Source organism: Rhodococcus sp. ACS1, from assembly GCF_002300155.1.
Lineage (GTDB): Bacteria > Actinomycetota > Actinomycetes > Mycobacteriales > Mycobacteriaceae > Rhodococcus_F > Rhodococcus_F koreensis.
This window is the reverse complement of record NZ_NSDZ01000001.1, coordinates 195,957-213,278: the sequence shown is the minus strand read 5'-3', so window position 1 is coordinate 213,278 and position 17,322 is coordinate 195,957. Positions and strand designations below refer to the sequence as shown.

The window sequence follows — 17,322 nt, the reverse complement described above, 5'->3', positions numbered from 1 at the left end:
CGGCTTCCGCGCGATGAACGCCAGCGCACCCCGTCTCATCCACTGCTAACTCACCCCGAAAGGAGCCCGCCATGCGTGCGGCACTAGTCACTGAGTTCGGACCTCCGTCCAGCCTGGTGATCGAGGATGTCCCCGATCTAGTTCCCGGCCCCGGCGAGGTGGTAATCGAGGTCGGTGCGGTCAGCATCAACTTCCCCGACATCCTCGTCGTCGAAGGCACCTATCAAACCCTCCCACCGCGGCCGTTCGTCCCCGGAAAGGAGGCCGCGGGCCGCGTCATCGCGGTCGGTGAGGACGTTGACCGCATCACCGTCGGGCAGCGAGTCCTGACACTGGTCGAGCTCGGCGGCTACGCCGAGCAAGTCGTGGTGCCCGAGGCGTTGGCGGTCGAACTCCCGGACAGCATGAGCTACGAGGAGGCCGCGGCCTTCGGGCTCGTAGCGTCTACTGCGCATCTCGGCCTGTTCCGCCGAGCCCACGTGCAACCGGGCGAGACGGTCCTCGTCACCGGCGCGGGCGGCGGAGTCGGCTCGGCCGCAGTGCAGTTGGCGAAGGCACGCGGTGCGCGTGTCATCGCTCTCGCCCAAGACGGCATCAAGGGTGAGCTCGCACGGCGGCAGGGCGCCGACCTCGTGCTCACCTCCACTGCGGAGACACTGCGCGATGACCTCCTCGCCGCCACCGACGGCAACGGCGTCGACGTCGTACTCGACATGCTCGGCGGCGACTTCCTGACCCAGATCATCCGCGCGACCGCCTGGGAAGGCCGAATCGTGATCGTAGGGTTCGCCTCCGGCAGTCAAAGCCCCATCAAACCCGGCCATCTCCTGGTGAAGAACATCAGCGTGGTGGGTCTTCAGAGCAGTGACTACCACGACCGCAACCCCGAATTGATGCGGTCGACACTCGCCGAGATCTTCGGGCTGTTCGACCAAGGAAGAATCAATGCCGCCGTAGACACCACGTTTCCACTCGACAAGGTGGCCGACGCCCTGCAATACGTCAAAGACGGCAAGGTCAAAGGCAAGGTAGTCGTCACCACCGGACTCGGCTGATGCCCACATTGCTCGACGCCCCACCAGGCGACGTTCAGAGAGCTCTCCGTCGCACGCGGCCACCGAGGGCGCTGGGCTCGCCGGCGCCCCCGCCTCGTTGCACGCCGCAGAACATCCCAAACCGTCTCGGACCGGTACGCACATTACCCACCCGCCCGATCGACCCAACCTTTACGTATAACTCGCTGTCTCCGCGAGTGGCCGAACTCGATAACTCGATGATCGCGTACCTCGGCATCCGGGACCGGCATTTCTCGAATCCGAACCATACGATCCCGGTGGACGACCAGGGCGGCGAAATGCAGCCTCCGGTAACAGCCGCAATGCGATGCAGCGCAGTCCAATTCCACCATCCGATATCGAATGCCCACGTCACCGCACCCCAGCGGGGCGTGGGATACCAACCCGTCGCAAAGGAAATTCAATGACCGGGGCATACCTCTTCGCCGCCGCCCGCACTCCATTCGGGCGTTTCGGTGGAGCACTGGCCGATACCCGTCCCGACGATCTGGCAGCGGCGGTCATGTCAGGGGTGCTGTCGAAAACGCCCACCTTGGATCCGTCAGAGATCGGCGACATCGTCTGGGGCAACGCCAACGGTGCCGGTGAAGAGAACCGCAACGTCGGCCGAATGGCGGCGTTGCTCGCCGGATTGCCGACCAGTGTGCCGGCGACCACGGTGAACCGGTTGTGCGGGTCGTCACTGGACGCAGCGATGATCGCGTCACGCACGGTCGAATCAGGGGACGCGGACATCGTGCTGGCCGGCGGCGTCGAGTCGATGACTCGGGCCCCGTGGGTGATGCCGAAGCCATCTCGTGCCTTCCCCGCCGGTGACACCGCCGCGGTCTCGACCACCCTCGGATGGCGCCTGGTCAACCCGAAGATGCCGGCCGAATGGACGGTGTCATTGGGGGAATGCAACGAGCAGCTAGCCGACAAATTCGCGATTTCCCGGAACCGGCAGGACGAGTTCGCAGTCCGTTCACACATTCTCGCCGACACTGCCTGGAAATCGGGGTGGTACGACGACCTCGTAGTCGCTGTTCCGGGCGTCCACCTGGCCCAAGACGAGAGCATCCGGCCGGACTCCACCCCGGAGAAACTGGCGGGACTGAAGCCGTCATTCCGGCAAGCCGGAACGATCACAGCGGGCAACGCAAGCCCGCTCAACGACGGCGCATCCGCGTTATTGGTGGGATCGGCCGAGGCATCCGATCGGATCGGGTCGGCACCGCTAGCCCGGATCGCCGGGCGGGGAGCATACGCGCTCGATCCGCAGAACTTCGGATTCGCGCCGGTCGAGGCCGCCAACCTGGCCCTTACCCGGGCCGGAATTTCCTGGGATGAGGTGGGGGCCGTCGAACTCAACGAGGCCTTCGCAGTGCAATCGCTGGCCTGCATCGACGCATGGAAGATCGACCCCGCGATCGTCAATACCTGGGGTGGAGCGATCGCCATCGGCCACCCGCTGGGTGCCTCCGGTGCCCGAATCCTCGGCACTCTGACTCACCGCCTGGTCCGGGACCGGCAGAGGTGGGGAGTGGCGGCCATCTGTATCGGCGTCGGCCAAGCATTGGCTGTTGTCCTTGAAAACGTTTCGTCCGGATCGGAGAACTAATGAGTTTGCCAACGAATGTCGGTGTGTACGGCGGAGGCCGAATGGGAGCGGGTATCGCGCATGCATTCCTGTCGGCCGGCGCCTCGGTGACGGTGATCGAGGCTGACGACACGGCTGTCTCAGCTGCCGAAGAACGAATCGGCGCCAACCTGGCGAAAGCGGCCGAGCGAGGCGCACTCGCAGAATCGGTCGATCAAGTGCGAAGCCGGTTGACGGTCGCGCCAGACCCGGTGGCACTGGCTGGATGCGGGTTGGTGGTAGAAGCGGTGCCGGAGGTCGTCGAACTCAAGACCCGGGTGCTGACCCGGATCGAGGAGTTCGCCTCAGAGGCGGTGCTGGCCACCAACACCAGTTCCTTGTCGGTCGATCAGCTGGCGACCGGGTTGGCTCGACCCGAGCGGTTCCTGGGACTGCACTTCTTCAACCCGGTACCCGCAAGCGAGTTGGTGGAGATCGTGGTGGGTGCGAAGACCGCCGCAGACTTGGTGACCGAAGCACAGGGATGGGTTGCCGCACTGAGCAAGACCGCCATCACCGTCACAGACTCTCCCGGGTTCGCGTCGTCGCGGCTAGGTGTGGCGATCGCGCTCGAGGCGATGCGGATGCTCGAGGACGGAGTGGCGTCGGCAGAGGACATCGACACCGCGATGACATTGGGTTACAAGCACCCCATGGGCCCTCTGCGGACCACGGACGTCGTAGGCCTGGACGTGCGGTTAGCAATCGCCGAACACCTCTCCCGCGAAGTCGGTGCGCGATTCGAGCCGCCCGCGATTCTGCGGGAGAAGATTGCTGCCGGACACCTCGGCCGCAAGACGGGTCAGGGCTTCTACACCTGGTGAGCCACCCGGCGAGCACAGTTCGGTGATGAGAACAGCCGTGTGGCGCGAGAATTCGTGCAAGTCGTCGACGTCGGCGGCGAGATTCGAACACGTCCCGGGGAAGCGCCAAGAAGATGTTGGTCCAGCCCGCCTAGCAGGCGCGACAGGTCAGCACTCCTGAGGTTTCTGAGCACTGAGCTGTGTTGACCATCATCGCGACCGAAGTGGTAGGTGGTCGGCAAGGACTGCCCCCACTTCGGTTGAGGCGTGAGGTTAAGTGGTTGGGCCCGCGATCGGGCTTATCGGGGTAGAGCGTTTGCGCGGCCGATTCGCGCCGGTTCGGCGCCAGCCAGTGAACGGGGTGTCCCCTGCAAGCACTGAGTTGCACTCCTCGATGAGGCGAGTTCGAGGCAGCGGAGTACGCCGACGGCGTCCACGTCTCGATGCCCCAGCAGTGCATCGGCTTCGAATAGAAAGGGGTGACTCCGACAGCGCTGCACTGAGTTGCGGTTACCGTTGATCCGGAGTCCCGCCGACTGATTTCCTGCTTCAGTCGGGTGTCACGCACATCGTTGACGTCCTGGGTCTTGGTGTTGAAGACGCTGCAGGAGTTCGCTTCTTATGCGAATGATGGGTCGGTCCTCCACGAGACGGCATATCCGCTGCGACATCGGATCAAACCTTGAGACGGCCATCAAGGCCCTCGTCGTCCCCGTCGCGTCTTCGCGTGGAAAGTCCGCCAACGACCGGTGCCATCTGCTTGTCGAGAAGCCGGGGCAGCACCTGGTGGCCGAGCAGTTCCAGGGATTCATGGACGAAGGGCTCAGGGGTGCCGGGCAGGCCGACCTGGAAGATGATCTCGTTGAAGCCAAGCCGCTGGTACTCCGCGATTTGCTTCATAACAGTCTCGGGGCTGCCCACGATGGCACGTCCGGGAGGGAGTGGACTGTCCGAGTTTTGGATCGAGTGACGTTCTCCTACGACTTCTTTGAAGATTCCCCAGTCGCCCAATGCCCGATAGTAGGCCTCGAAGGCGTTGACGAACCTCTCCGTGGCCAACTCGTCGGTCTCTGCGACCATGCAGTGCCTCAACAGGGGGCGGCGTTGGATAACCCGGCCCTCTGCGGCCAAAGCTTCGTCGAAGCGCGCCGAGAATGATGCCAAGTCTTCAATCGGCGTGTGGCTACTTCCCAACCATGCGTCGCCGAGCTGCGCCGCGCGCCGTACGCCTACCAAGGAGCTGGCCCCTATCCAAATGGGGATTCCCCCCGGACGCTCAGACTGAGAAACCATCTTGACTTGGTCAAATGAGTAATACTTCCCGTTGAAGTTCAGCGGCTGGTCACTGGACCACAGATGCCGCATCACCGTGATGATTTCTTCAAACCGTTTTGCTCGTTCACGGATTGGGACACCGATGGCAGCGAACTCGCGCGGAGCCCAGCCCAACGCGGCGCACAGGTTGAGCCTGCCACCGGAGATGTTGTCCAGACTCATCAACGACTCTGCCAGACGGATAGGATGCGCGAGGGGCAACAGGTAAACGCCGCCGATCTCCAGCGTCTCTGTGGCCCCCGAAATTCGGCCCAGGAACACACTCGTGTCGAGAACCGGCCAAGGATCACCGAGCAGGTGCTGGCCCACCCAGACGGACATGAAACCTGCCTGCTCGGCTGCCACGATGCGTCCCAGCAGAGTGTCGGTCAAAGCCTTGGTGCTGGGCGCTCCCGGGTCGAGCCACCCCGATAGAAACAGTCCCATGCGGAACGCTGGACCCTCCAAATTGAATGCCGCCGTAGTCCGTGACTCGGTCACTCGCAACCTCCTCGTGTTTGCGTCCCGACCGCGACCGATGACGCTGCAGGCGCGTGACACGGACGGAGATACTTACAACCAGATATTTATCTGACAATACCCTTTTGGGAGCGTTAAGACATGGAAGTTGACAGAACGCTTCGCGTGCATCACTGGGTAGTGTGATAAATGTTTGACCGAATATGGATCCGGCGCGGTTCGGTGCGTTCAATGGCAAGCGTTAAGACTGAGGACTCCGTCCTGCGGGCGGGCTTGGCTGATGTTTCCGCGAAATCGGATGTGTCCGTCCGGTATCGGGCGGACGACGGTGGATACGTCGATACGACGTTGCCGCGTCTGCCGGTGGCGGATCACCTTCAACCCGAGAATCTGGCGGTCGAACAGGTCCTGCGCGACGGTCAGCTGGGCACGAACCCACCGGCAGGTCAACGGTTCCATCGCGAAAACATACAGATCCTGGGTATCGAGGAGACGTACTCGCCCGGCCGTGTAGCACGTAACCGCCCGTGAACACCCTTCGGGCCCGCCGCGATCGACCGTCGTGCCTTCGCCGAACCGCTCACCGCGTTCGTGCCCTTCGTCAGCTCCGCCAACCGGCGGTAGGCGGTGGCCTGCGACCCCGGGCAGCTCCTGAATCGCCCGATAACCGGGATGGGCACGCAACTCGGTGGCGATCTAGTCTCAGTCGGCGTTACGTAGATCGGGTCCTACGACGCTTATGGGGCCGGTGCGGTGCGGTGCGGTGTGCTCGTACTCGGTAGCGAATGGGTCCGGCAGGTAGCAGCAGGGAAGAGCTCGCCGGTGTGCCAGGCGCCGGCTACCTTGTTGACCGCAAGGCGGACTACTCCTGTCCCCACCGGCCCGGGGTGGTGATCCGAACTCCGTGTTCCGCGCTATCTGTGCCTGCCGCGAGCAACGTTGAAGTCAGCGGCCGATCCCGTTGCGGACGAGGTCTTGCGCGTTTCGGATCACGGCCTGGAGGTTCTGTCGTTCGGGGTCCCACCATTCGTTGGCCCAGCTCAGTGCTCCGATGATCAGTCCTTGTGCCGCATACAGATTCAGGTCGGGTTGGAGCTGTCCGGCTTCGGCCGCCTCGGTAAGGTGTTGTCGCCAGATCGCGCCGTATTCTCGGCGCAGCTCTTGCTGGCGTTCCCGGATATCGTCGGGCATTTGGCTCATGTTGCGGGTCGAGGCGGCCGCGTAGTGCGAGATCGTCAGGGCTACTTCCAGGTGTCCCGCGACGGCCGCGAGGATCCGATCGAGCGGTGTCGCGGTGGGTGGTAGGGCGTCGATGACAGAGGTCACGTGTTCGATGAATCGTCGGTGTCCGACGGTCATCACCTCGTCGACGAGGTCGTCTCGGGAGGGGAAGTGCCGGTAGATTGCGGGTGCTCGGATTCCGGCGATCTCGGCGATGTCGGCGAGCTTGGTTCCCGCGTATCCGTCCCGGAACATGACCTCTGCGGCGGCATCGAGGATCAGCTGGCGGGTGTGTTTGCCGCTGCGCGTGGCGGCGGCGCCGCGCTGTCTTGTGCTCGAAGCGTCCTTTGTCACCGTTCTACGGTAATGGACCGGAGGCATCACGCCGTCACCGCGGTTGCGGGTGATCACCGCTCGCGTACCTCGTCGAGGCATCGCGCGATGGCCTCGGGGAGGCGTCCCTGCGAGGCGGGTTCCGCGACGGCGAAGGTGAGTGGGCACGAAGCGTGAACAGCGGCGAGAGCCTCGATGATCTCGCTGTCGGGCCGCGCCGACATTGCTCTGATCGGACCACCCAGCGACTTGGGGAATGCGAACCCTTCGGTCATGGCCACATCGATGTCGGATGCGCGCTCGGCGATTCCGGACTCCACCAGGACTGCGGCGGCGCACAGCATCGCCGCGAGTACCCTGTCCCGGATTTCCGAATCGTCGATGTGGCGGGGCTCGACTCCTGTGATCGCACGTTCGGCCGCGATGATCGCCTCGACCTCGGGATCGGGTTCTCCGCGTCGCGAACCGTCGGGGTAGGTGAACCACCCCGCGCCGGTCTTTTGCCCGAGTCGGCCTGCCTCGCACAACCGGTCCGCGATTGCGACATAGCGTTGCCGTGAATCACGCGTGGCTGCCAGCCGCTTGCGGCGCGCCCAGGCGATGACCAGACCGGACATGTCGGCGACAGCGAAGGGGCCGATCGGCATGCCGAGTCCGCGCATCGCACGGTCGACGTCCGACGGTGAGGCGCCTTCCTCGACCAGGAATTCGACCTGCGTGCGGTAATCGGCGTAGACGCGGTTGGCGACGAACCCCTCACCGAGTCCGGCGGGAACACCGACCTTGTCCATGGTGGAGACGATCCGGGACAGGGTGGCGGCGGTTACATCGTCGGTAGCCGGAGTGCGGATCACCTCGACGAGGGGGTTGCGATGTGGCGGGTTGAAGAAGTGCAGCCCCGCGAATCGGTTGCGGTACTCGAGCGCACGCGACATCTCAGAGAGATCGAGATAGGAGGTGTTGCTCGCGATGACCGCGTCGCCTCGAAGTACGGGTTCGAGGTTTTCGAGCAGGTCGGTCTTGACTCCCATGTCCTCGAACACGGCGTCGATGACGAGATCGGAGTCGGCCAGACCGGTGATGTCGGTGGCAATACGGATCCCGTTGACCTGCGCGGCGAGACGTTCCACCGTGGCCGGATCCCGGTCGTAGACGATGACCGCGAACCCGTGATCGGTGAAGGTGCGGGCGAGGGAGGCACCCATTGTTCCCGCGCCGGCGATGCCCACCGTGCGGACCGGCAGTGGGTTTGCAGGTGAGCGCAGCGCTTTCGCGGCCGCACGGCGCGCGAAGAACAGGTAGCGCAGGTTGCTCGCCTCGCCGGAAAGCCTGAGCCGGTTGAACACCTTCCGTTCGGCATCGAGGGCCTCATTAACGTCGATGTCGCCGTCGCCCGCGCGGCGAACCAGGTCGATCGCCTCGAGGACGTTGGGGCGAGCCCGCCGGCTCACCCGCGTGACCGCCGCTTCGATGTCTTCCTCGGGAGCGGGCGGCACCTGCCGGTCGATCAGTCGGGACTTGCCGCTGGCGGACCTCGCGAGCTCGACCGCGCGATCGACGAGTTCGTCGGCCGGAACGATGTCGTCGAGAATCCCGACGCGGAGTGCCTCGTCGGCACCGATTCGCCGCGCGGACGCCACCAGGTCGATGGCGGTGGGGACACCGGTGAGGCGGGGCGTGCGGACCGTTCCTCCGGCACCGGGCACCATCCCGAGCGTCACCTCGGGGAATCCGACTTGGACCGTGGGATCTCCGATCCGACGGTCGCAGCCGAGAGCGAATTCGAGACCGCCGCCCAGGGCGAGCCCGGTGAGGGCGGCGACCACGGGCACGTCCAGCTGTTCGACGGCGGCGATGACGGAGGGCAATTGCGGTTCCCGAAGCTCACCAGCGAACTCGGTAAGGTCCGAGCCGGCGTAGAAGTGCGTCAGCGCGGAGGCGATCACCACCCCCTCGACCGAAGGGTCCGTCGCAAGGTTCCGCAGGGACCGGGCGAGGTCGGCACGCAGGGTCGCGTTGCCCATGTTCACCGGGGGATTGTTCAGGAGGAGTACGGCGATCGTTCCGCGAAGGCTGGTGGTGACCGTGGACATGATGAGGCCTTTCTTCGTCGCACATCGTGATCGTTCGGAAATTGGGTGTCGCCGAGTGGAGGACGGGGAGTCGCCCACAGCGTGGAGACCGGCGCAGGCGGTGAGCCTGCGCCGGTCTCCACGCGGGATGCCGAGACTATTTCTCGATGCGTTCGGCGGTGGGGGCGACGAACTCGGCGTTGGAATTCTCGTTGACGCCCTTGAACCCGAACCACGCGACGATTGCCGCGATGGCGGAGATGAGGGACAGGTAGTACCCGGGCGCCAGCTCGACGTCGGTGTTCCCCAGCCAGGTGGCCACATAGGGTGCGGTGCCACCGAAGACGGCGATGGAGATCTGATAGGGCACGGCGCCGGCGGAGAAGCGGATGCGGGCGGGGAAGAGGTCGACCATGGAGACGGCCACGATGGAGGTTACACCGGCGGCGAAGAACCCGATCCCCATCAAGGCGAGCAGCGATGCGGCGAACGTCTGCTTGTGGAGCAGGGAGAACGCCAGCGGCGCGAACACGGCCATACCCAGTGCCGCGAACACCGCGACCTGGCGGCGGCCGATCTTGTCCACGCACAGCCCGTAGACGGGGGACACGGCGGTGTAGAAGAGCAGCGCGATGGCCAGTGCGCTGAGCGACGCGGTGTAGCTGAGCGCGGCCACCTTCATCATGTAGGCCACCGTGAAGCCGGTGAGCATGTAGAAGGCGACACCGTTGAGCATGTTCCACCCGAAGACGGTGGCCATCGACTTCTTCGCCACACGGATGCCCTCGGCGAGCGGCGCCGACTCGACTTGGCCGGACTCGCGCACCGCCTTGAATTCCGGTGTCTCCTCGATACGCATCCGCAGGAAGATGGCGACGATGCCCATCGGCCCGGCCAGCAGGAACGGGATCCGCCAGCCCCACGAGGTGAGGTCGGCCTCGGAGACCGACGAGGTCACGATGAGGGAGACGAGCGCTGCGGTGGCGGTTCCGATGCCGACCGCGGCGGGAGAGAGCGAACCGTATCGCCCGCGCCATCCCCGGGGCGCGTGCTCGACCACGTAGATCGTGGCGCCGGCATACTCGCCGCCGGCCGAGAGCCCCTGGAACACCCGCAGGACGACGAGCAGGACGGTGGCCCAGACGCCGAGGCCCGCGTGCGTCGGCAACACGCCGAGCAGGACGGTCGACAGGCTCATGAGGATCACGGCGGTCAGGAGGGCGGCCCGACGGCCGATGCGGTCACCGATCCAACCGAACACGAAGGCGCCGAGGGGGCGGACGAAGAATCCCAGCGCGAACACCGCGAAGGTGGACAGGAGCGCAGCGCTCGGGTCGGACGAGGGGAAGAACAGCGCCGAGATGGTGACTGCGAAGAAGCCGTAGAGGCCGAAGTCGTACCACTCGATGAAGTTGCCGATGGCGCCGGCGTAGATGGCGCGGCGGCGCGCCGCGGATTCGGTGACTTGTCTCGGTGGCGAGGACACGTGGGATGCGGACATGGCAATCCTTCCGGAGGGCCGGGGAGGGGAGAACTGTGGTGGGGGAGAGCGGATCCGGTCGGGGATGGTTCAGACGAGGGCGAGGGCGTCGGCGAGCGCGATGACGCCCTCCGCGGTCTTGGCGTGGGCGAGGTCGATGTGCTGACCCTCGAAGTCGACTGCACCATGTCCCTGGGCTTCGGCGTCGCGGAAGGCCTGGACCATGCGTCGGTAGAAGTCGACCTTGTCGGGGGAGGGGGTGAAGACCTCGTTGGCGATCTCGACGTGGGAGGGGTGGATGAGGGTCATGCCCCGGTACCCGAGGCGGCGGTTGTCCTCACAGAAGGTGCGGAATCCGTCCAGGTCTGCGATGTCCTGCCACACGCCGCCGATCGGGTGGTGCAGCCCGTTGGCCCGGGACGCGAGCACGATGCGGCTGCGCAGGTACAGGGTTTCGAGACCCTCCGGGGTAAATTCGAATCCGAGTTCCCGCCCGACATCGGCGTTGGGTCCCGTGGCGCCGAGGAGGGCCGCAACCCGCGGGGTGGCCGCGGCCATCGCCTCGCAGTTCGCCATCGACGACGCTGTTTCGAGGCTCAGCAGGAAACCGATCTCACCGGCCGGGAGACCCCGGGTCTCCTCGAGATGGGAAACGACCGCGTCGATCTGAATAATCTCTCTGGCGTCGAAGGTCTTCGGGAGGAGCAGTCCCGCGACGCCGGGTACGACGACGGCGTCGAGATCGGCGCCCATGAGTCCGGTGTCGCGGCTGTTGGGCCGAACCCACACATCCGCGCGGATTCCCTGATCGCGCAGGCGGCCGATGGTGGCGACGACGGTGTCGCGCGCCGCTACCTTGTCCGCGGCGGGAACGGAATCCTCCAGGTCGAGAATGATCGCGTCGGTGCCCGACGCCACGGCCTTGTCGGCCCACGCGCCCTTGTGTCCCGGCACGAAGAGCATGGACCGATACGGTCGAATTGTGGTCATGGAGGATGTCTCCTTCGAGGTGATGGTCGTTTCGAGTTCGATCGACGGCGCTGGCCCGGGGCAGGCGGTCACTGGAATCAGGTTCCACAACAAGGGAATTGGAGTGACGTGCAGTGGCCGGCATGGATGGGACAGCCGGTTCCGCAGCGCCCCGGTGTGTGAATCGATCGTAGATTAACGTGATGTGGATGACAATAGCCCGGACCCGGGTCGCGCTGTGGGGTCGTGGCGGCCGTGGCACCGTCCACCGTCGGCAGGTGCGCCCGGCGCCCTGGTTCGCGCAGGTAGGGCCTGCTTTTCTTAGGAGCGGGGCTCGAGGAACAGCGGTGAGGCCGCGTGCGGGGAGCGGTTCTCCAGTCCGCGGCGAACAATGGTTTGCGCGGTCGCGATCACGGTTTCCACCGGGACCCTGTCCTGGCGCCACCATTCCACAGCCCAGTTCAAGGCGCCCATGATCAGCATGCGCGTGAGGTAGGGGTCGGCGTCGGGTCTGATCCGGCCGGCCGTGTGGGCGGCATTCATCAGGTCACGCCAGACGGTGCCGTATTCCTCCTCGGCGACGCGGATCGCGTCGCGCATGGACTCGGGGAGCTGGCGAGAGTTGCGGACCGCGGCAATGGTGTAGTCCGACATCCCGAGCGTCACGCGCAGATGGGCCTCGACGGCGACCGCGATGCGCTCCAGCGGGTCCGTGTCCGGCGGCAAGTCCGCCAGAGCATGCCGAACATGGGTGTTGACCTGCGTCGTTCCCTCCCGGATGACCGCTTCGATGAGCTCTTCCAGGGAGGCGAAATGGTAGTAGATCGTCGCAGTTTGAAGACCCGCCTCCGCGGCGACCTGGAACAGTCGAGTGCCGGCGTAGCCGCGTCGTCCGACCACCCGGGCAGTCGCATCCATGATGCGCTGACGGGTTCGCGCGGCTTTGGTTCCGGCGGGCGAGTTCGACTCGGTTCCGCGTCTCGTGTTCGTCATCGACTGCAAATTAGCACAGAAGGTGTTGTTGACTCCTACGTTAATCGACAGTAGATTAACGTGCCAGATGGGGCGCACACCCCATGTCACCGACTCCGATCCCGCACTGCGCGGACGTGAGGTCACTTCCTATTCCTGGCCGATCTGCCAGGCGTTCGTCACGCGACACACAAGTGAAAGGCAGGGCGCCGATATGCCCGGTTTGTATTTCGAGGAGTTCGAATCCGGTCTCGTGATCGACCATCCCACGAGGCGGACGGTCTCCGAGTACGACAACGTACTGTTCAGTTCGCTGACGCTGAACCTCGCGCCGCTGCACCTGGATGCGGAGTACAGCAAGAACACCGAGTTCGGTCAGCGTCTGGTCAACAGCCTCTACATCCTCGGGCTGGTCTGCGGTGTCCCCGTGCCCGAGACCACCCTCGGCACGACGGTCGCCAATCTCGGGTTCGAGGAGATCACCTTCCCCAAGCCCGTGTTCCACGGCGACACCATCCATGTCCGCACCGAGATCATCGGCAAGCGAGAGTCCAAGAGCCGCAACGACGCCGGGATCGTCTTCTTCCGCCACCTCGGCCTCAACCAGCGTGACGAGGTGGTGTGCAACGCGCGCCGCAACGGGCTCATGCTCAAGCGCCCGAGCTGACCGCCACCCGATCACACAAGAAGGACGTGCACATGTTGGGGCAATGCGTCTTCGGAACCTCCTCCTCGCCCGCCTGGATCCCGACCGGGGAAATCATTTCCCGGAACCGGCTGCTCGCGGCGATGAAGCGGTGGGGATACGAGTCGGTCGAGGAACTACACGCAGCATCGATCAACGATCCCGAGTGGTTCTGGCGGGCGGTGATCGACGACCTCGACATCGAGTTCACCCGGCCGTTCACCGCGGTGCTCGACGACTCGGCCGGCAAGCCGCTGCCGAAGTGGTTCGTCGGAGGGGGGATCAATCTGGCGCACCTGTGTTCGCACCGCCACGCGTCGGGGGATCTCGCCGACCGTGACGCCATCGTCTACGAGGCCGACAACGGCGCCCGCCGGGCGCTGACCTTCGCCGAACTCGACCTGCAGGTGCGCCGCTTCGCGGCGAACCTGCATGGCCTCGGGGTCGGCAAGGGCGACCGGATCGTGCTGTTCACCCCGGTGGTCCCCGAGACCGCGGTGGCGTTCCTGGCCGCCGCCATGATCGGCGCGGTCGTGGTCCCGGCGTTCTCCGGCTACGGCGCCGAGGCCGTTGCCTCGCGCATCCGCAGCTCAGACGCGGTCGTGCTGATCACGGCGGACGCGACGACGCGCCGCGGCAAGCGGGTTCCCCTCAAGGAGACCGCGGACGAGGCACTCGCGGAGACGACCTCGATCCGCACGGTCATCGTCGTGCGCAACCTCGGCGACGGGGCTCCGATGACCGACGGCCGCGACGTCTACTGGGACGAACTCGAGGCCGACCCCGCGCCGGCCCCGACCGTGGACACCGACCCCAACGACCCGGTGGTCATCGCCTACACCTCCGGTACCACCGGCGCACCGAAGGGCATCGTCCACTCGCACGGCGGTCTGGCCGTCAAGTGCGGTGTCGACGCGGCATACGGTTTCGACGTCCACCGGGGTGATGTCGTCGCCTGGATCGCCGACATCGGCTGGATGCTGTACGGCGTTCTGCTCATTGGAGTTCTCCAGCACGGCGCCACCCTGGTGCTGACGGAAGGCGTGCCGACGTACCCGAGCCGGAACCGGCTGTGGGAGATCGTCGAACGCAACGGTGTCACCCTGCAGGGCATTGCCCCGACGGCGGCGCGGGCCGTCATGGCGGCCACACAGGACGAGGAGATCGCACAGGACCTGTCGACCCTCGTTTCCTTCGCCTCCACCGGTGAGGCATGGGACGAGCCCACCTGGCGATGGTTGTTCGACCACGTCGGCACGGGCACCCGCCCCGTCATCAACTACAGCGGCGGAACCGAGGTTCCCGGCGGAATCATCGTCTGCTATCCGTTCCTCGCCGCGGACGCGGCGTCGTTCAACGGCCCCATGCTGGGTATGGACGCCGCCGTCCTCGACGCAGCGGGCACGCCGGTCTTCGACGAGATCGGGGAACTGGCCGTGATGAACACCTGGCCCGGAATGACCCACTCGTTCTGGCGCGACACCGACCGCTACCTGAAGACCTACTGGGACACCTGGCCCGACGTCTGGGTTCACGGTGACCTGGCAAGCGTGTCACCGTCCGGGAGCTGGAAGATCCACGGCCGGTCGGACGACACGATGAAGGTCTCCGGCCGACGAATCGGGCCCGCGGAGCTCGAGGCCGCGCTGCTCAAGGATCCTCGTATCGTCGAGGTCGCGGTGATCGGGGTGCCCGACGAACAACGCGGCCAGAAGGTCGTCGCCTTCGTCGTTGTGCGGGACGAGTGGATCGACGAGGACGACCTCGTCGCCACGGCCGTCCACAACGTCGGACGGTCATTCGCCCCCCACGTCCACCTCGTGTCGGCTCTGCCGAAGACCAAGAACGGCAAGATCATGCGCCGCGTCATCCGCGCACAGCATCTCGGAGAACCAACGGGGGATCTCGCCGCACTCGACTCCGTCGACAGTCTCGCCGCCATTCCCTCTCTGCAGAATTAGGAGAAACACCATGACCATCACCACCGAGGAGACCACAGTCGACGTCGTCAGAAAGGCGACACGCGAACTGGCCCGCAGCTTCGATCTCGAATACTGGCGGCAGAAGGACAAGAAGGCCGAATATCCGCGCGAGTTCGTCCAGGCCTTCGCCGACGGCGGCTGGCTGGGCCTGATCATCCCCGAGGAGTACGGCGGACTCGGGCTCGGGATGACCGAGGCGGCGGTGATGCTCTACGAGATCTCCGCCTCCGGTGCCGCGAACAGTGGTTCCTCGGCTATCCACTTCTCGATCTTCCCCCCGGCGCCGATCATCAACTTCGGCTCCGAGGAAATGAAGAAGCAGTGGCTGCCGAAGATCGCCAGCGGCGAAATCCTCATGTGCTTCGGCGTCACCGAACCGACCGCCGGCGTCGACACCTCCCGCATCCGCACCATGGCCAAGAAGGTCGACGGAGGCTGGGTCGTCAACGGTCAGAAGGTCTGGATCAGTAACGCCCAGAACGCCGACAAGATCCTGCTGCTCGCCCGTACCTCACCGCGTGATGACGCCAACCCGCTCGACGGCATGACGATCTTCTTCACCGATCTCAACCGCGACCACGTCACCATCCGGGAGATCGAGAAGTGCGGCCGCTCGGCACTCGACTCGAACGAGCTGTTCATCGACGACCTCCCGGTCCGCGACGACGAGGTCGTCGGCGAGGTCGGCAAGGGGTTTCAATACCTCATCGACGGACTCAACCCCGAGCGCATCGTCGTCGCCATGGAACAGATCGGAATCGGCCGTGCCGCAATGGATATCGCGGTTCAGTACGCCAAGGACCGGGTCGTGTTCGATCGTCCCATCGGCAAGAACCAGGCCGTTGCTCATCCTTTGGCCGACTCGTGGATCCGCCTCGAGTCAGCCGAGCGGATGGCCATGCATGCGGCGAACCTGTTCGACACGGGGCAGAAATGCGGCAAGGAAGCCGCCGCAGCGAAGTTCCTCGGCGCCGAGGCCGGGTTCGAAGCCTGCAACCGCGCGATGTCGACCCTGGGCGGCTACGCGTACTCGAAGGAATACCACGTGGAGCGTCTGTGGCGGGAATGCCGCCTCCAGTTGAACGCGCCGTTCTCGCAGGAGATGGTGCTCAACTTCGTCTCGCACAACGTCCTCAAGATGCCGAGGTCGTACTGATGTCCGCGCGGAGCGGTGCCCTCACCGGAACACGAGTTGTCGTTCTGGAGGGACTCGGGCCCACCCCGTTCATCTCGATGCTGCTCTCCGACATGGGAGCCGACGTCGTCCGCGTCGCGCGCCCGCGGCACCGCTCCGCGCGCGAGATCGGACAGACCAAGGGACTCGCCCCGGACCGGGACGTGGTCAACCGGGGGACCACCTCGGTGGAGGTCGACCTCAAGGATCCCGCGGGAATCGAATCCGTACTCGCACTGATCGACTCGGCGGACATCTTCATCGAGGGCTACCGTCCCGGCGTCGTCGAGCGGCTCGGTCTCGGCCCGGACGTCGTCCTCGACCGTAACCCGGCGATCGTGTTCGCACGGATCACCGGCTACGGCCAGACCGGCCGGCTGGCGAAGTCCGTCGGACACGACATCAACTACGTCGCCCAGTCCGGAGTCCTGCACACCCTCGGGCATCCCGGGCAGCGCCCGCGTCCGGCGGTGAACTACCTCGGCGACTACGCCGGTGGAGGGGCTTTGGGAGCCTACGGAATCGTCTGTGCCCTCTACGAATCCGCCCGGTCGGGCCAGGGGCAGGTCGTCGACGTGTCCATGGTCGACGGAGCGGCCGTGCTCACCGCACGAATGCAGGGCCTGCGCGCCGCCGGACTGTTTGCCGACGAACCCGGAACCAACCACGTCGACAACGGGGCACCGTTCTACGACACCTACCGCTGCGCCGACGGCCGGTACGTGGCCGTGGGCGCCCTCGAAGAGGACTTCTACCGGTCCTTCCTCGCCGGCCTGGGCTCCGGCACCGACGCGTGGCCGGACCGGGACGACGAAATGAACTGGCCGACGCTGCGGACCCTGATCGCGGACCGGATCGGTACCAGACCGATGACCGAGTGGGCCGACATCTACGCCGGCACCGATGCCTGTGTCACGCCGGTACTGAACTTCCCCGAGGCGGCACGCGACCCGCACAACGCCGAACGCGCCGTGTTCGTGGACGTCGACGGCGTCCTGCACCCGGCACCGTCCCCCCGCCTCGACCGCACTCCCGCACGCCACCCCGGGCCCTCCGCTCGGGAAGGCGCGGACATCGGCGACGTCATCGCCGACTGGGCTGCGGGCTACGTCCGAGTCCACTCGATCCACTGACCCCCCGAAG

At 65.5% G+C, this 17,322-nt stretch carries 14 protein-coding genes; 7 read left to right on the top strand and 7 right to left on the bottom strand.

Translation table 11 applies throughout. From position 1 onward, the window contains the following. The first annotated feature begins 71 nt into the window (after positions 1 to 71). The 3 genes from CJ179_RS01010 (at position 72) to CJ179_RS00995 (ending at position 3,518) form a co-directional block, all read left to right on the top strand. Positions 72 to 1,055 carry an NADPH:quinone oxidoreductase family protein gene (locus tag CJ179_RS01010; protein WP_095860441.1) on the top strand — a complete coding sequence of 328 codons (984 nt, stop codon included), beginning with the start codon at positions 72 to 74 and terminating at the stop codon, positions 1,053 to 1,055. A gap of 424 nt (positions 1,056 to 1,479) precedes the next feature. Continuing rightward, positions 1,480 to 2,676, top strand: coding sequence for a thiolase family protein (locus CJ179_RS01000; RefSeq protein WP_095860439.1), 1,197 nt, complete (start codon positions 1,480 to 1,482; stop codon positions 2,674 to 2,676). After that, positions 2,676 to 3,518: a 3-hydroxyacyl-CoA dehydrogenase family protein gene (locus CJ179_RS00995; protein WP_095860438.1), complete on the top strand. Its 843-nt coding sequence runs from the start codon at positions 2,676 to 2,678 to the stop codon at positions 3,516 to 3,518. Before CJ179_RS01000 ends, CJ179_RS00995 begins: the two co-directional genes overlap by 1 nt. Before the next feature lie 654 nt (positions 3,519 to 4,172). On the opposite strand, the gene CJ179_RS00990 is transcribed toward CJ179_RS00995, so the two are convergent. The 7 genes from CJ179_RS00990 to CJ179_RS00960 form a co-directional block, all read right to left on the bottom strand. Continuing rightward, positions 4,173 to 5,312 (bottom strand): LLM class flavin-dependent oxidoreductase, encoded by a 1,140-nt coding sequence (locus tag CJ179_RS00990; RefSeq protein ID WP_143548858.1) that lies wholly within the window; start codon positions 5,310 to 5,312, stop codon positions 4,173 to 4,175. A gap of 207 nt (positions 5,313 to 5,519) precedes the next feature. Next, positions 5,520 to 5,750: a hypothetical protein gene (locus CJ179_RS53730; protein WP_306454230.1), complete on the bottom strand. Its 231-nt coding sequence runs from the start codon at positions 5,748 to 5,750 to the stop codon at positions 5,520 to 5,522. A 486-nt stretch (positions 5,751 to 6,236) separates the two neighbouring features. Next, positions 6,237 to 6,866: a TetR/AcrR family transcriptional regulator gene (locus CJ179_RS00980; protein WP_257015222.1), complete on the bottom strand. Its 630-nt coding sequence runs from the start codon at positions 6,864 to 6,866 to the stop codon at positions 6,237 to 6,239. A gap of 53 nt (positions 6,867 to 6,919) precedes the next feature. Then, positions 6,920 to 8,938 carry a 3-hydroxyacyl-CoA dehydrogenase NAD-binding domain-containing protein gene (locus CJ179_RS00975; protein ID WP_095860436.1) on the bottom strand — a complete coding sequence of 673 codons (2,019 nt, stop codon included), beginning with the start codon at positions 8,936 to 8,938 and terminating at the stop codon, positions 6,920 to 6,922. A gap of 136 nt (positions 8,939 to 9,074) precedes the next feature. Next, positions 9,075 to 10,418: an MFS transporter gene (locus CJ179_RS00970; protein ID WP_095860435.1), complete on the bottom strand. Its 1,344-nt coding sequence runs from the start codon at positions 10,416 to 10,418 to the stop codon at positions 9,075 to 9,077. 69 nt (positions 10,419 to 10,487) lie between these two features. Further along, positions 10,488 to 11,378 carry a CoA ester lyase gene (locus tag CJ179_RS00965; protein ID WP_095861020.1) on the bottom strand — a complete coding sequence of 297 codons (891 nt, stop codon included), beginning with the start codon at positions 11,376 to 11,378 and terminating at the stop codon, positions 10,488 to 10,490. Between the two features lie 309 nt (positions 11,379 to 11,687). Continuing rightward, complete coding sequence (locus CJ179_RS00960) at positions 11,688 to 12,359, bottom strand: TetR/AcrR family transcriptional regulator (RefSeq protein WP_095860434.1); 672 nt, start codon at positions 12,357 to 12,359, stop codon at positions 11,688 to 11,690. A 142-nt stretch (positions 12,360 to 12,501) separates the two neighbouring features. Between CJ179_RS00960 and CJ179_RS00955 the strand changes: the two genes are divergently transcribed. The 4 genes from CJ179_RS00955 to CJ179_RS00940 are packed head-to-tail and all read left to right on the top strand — an operon-like array spanning position 12,502 to position 17,312. Continuing rightward, entirely contained in the window at positions 12,502 to 13,005 is a 504-nt protein-coding gene (locus tag CJ179_RS00955) for a MaoC family dehydratase (RefSeq protein ID WP_373560129.1), read from the top strand. A gap of 32 nt (positions 13,006 to 13,037) precedes the next feature. Then, positions 13,038 to 14,984, top strand: coding sequence for an AMP-binding protein (locus CJ179_RS00950; RefSeq protein ID WP_095860433.1), 1,947 nt, complete (start codon positions 13,038 to 13,040; stop codon positions 14,982 to 14,984). 10 nt (positions 14,985 to 14,994) lie between these two features. Then, positions 14,995 to 16,161: an acyl-CoA dehydrogenase family protein gene (locus tag CJ179_RS00945; protein ID WP_095860432.1), complete on the top strand. Its 1,167-nt coding sequence runs from the start codon at positions 14,995 to 14,997 to the stop codon at positions 16,159 to 16,161. Further along, a complete protein-coding gene (locus tag CJ179_RS00940; protein WP_095860431.1) occupies positions 16,161 to 17,312 on the top strand; it encodes a CaiB/BaiF CoA-transferase family protein in 1,152 nt (383 codons plus the stop codon). The genes CJ179_RS00945 and CJ179_RS00940 overlap by 1 nt, the downstream gene beginning before the upstream one ends. The last annotated feature ends 10 nt before the right edge of the window (positions 17,313 to 17,322 follow it).

Coding starts and splice junctions, on each gene's coding strand:
- CJ179_RS01010 (WP_095860441.1), top strand. CDS start 72: ATGCGTGCGGCACTAGTCACTGAGTTCGGACCTCCGTCCAGCCTGGTG.
- CJ179_RS01000 (WP_095860439.1), top strand. CDS start 1,480: ATGACCGGGGCATACCTCTTCGCCGCCGCCCGCACTCCATTCGGGCGT.
- CJ179_RS00995 (WP_095860438.1), top strand. CDS start 2,676: ATGAGTTTGCCAACGAATGTCGGTGTGTACGGCGGAGGCCGAATGGGA.
- CJ179_RS53730 (WP_306454230.1), bottom strand. CDS start 5,750: ATGGAACCGTTGACCTGCCGGTGGGTTCGTGCCCAGCTGACCGTCGCG.
- CJ179_RS00975 (WP_095860436.1), bottom strand. CDS start 8,938: ATGTCCACGGTCACCACCAGCCTTCGCGGAACGATCGCCGTACTCCTC.
- CJ179_RS00970 (WP_095860435.1), bottom strand. CDS start 10,418: ATGTCCGCATCCCACGTGTCCTCGCCACCGAGACAAGTCACCGAATCC.
- CJ179_RS00960 (WP_095860434.1), bottom strand. CDS start 12,359: ATGACGAACACGAGACGCGGAACCGAGTCGAACTCGCCCGCCGGAACC.
- CJ179_RS00950 (WP_095860433.1), top strand. CDS start 13,038: ATGTTGGGGCAATGCGTCTTCGGAACCTCCTCCTCGCCCGCCTGGATC.
- CJ179_RS00945 (WP_095860432.1), top strand. CDS start 14,995: ATGACCATCACCACCGAGGAGACCACAGTCGACGTCGTCAGAAAGGCG.
- CJ179_RS00940 (WP_095860431.1), top strand. CDS start 16,161: ATGTCCGCGCGGAGCGGTGCCCTCACCGGAACACGAGTTGTCGTTCTG.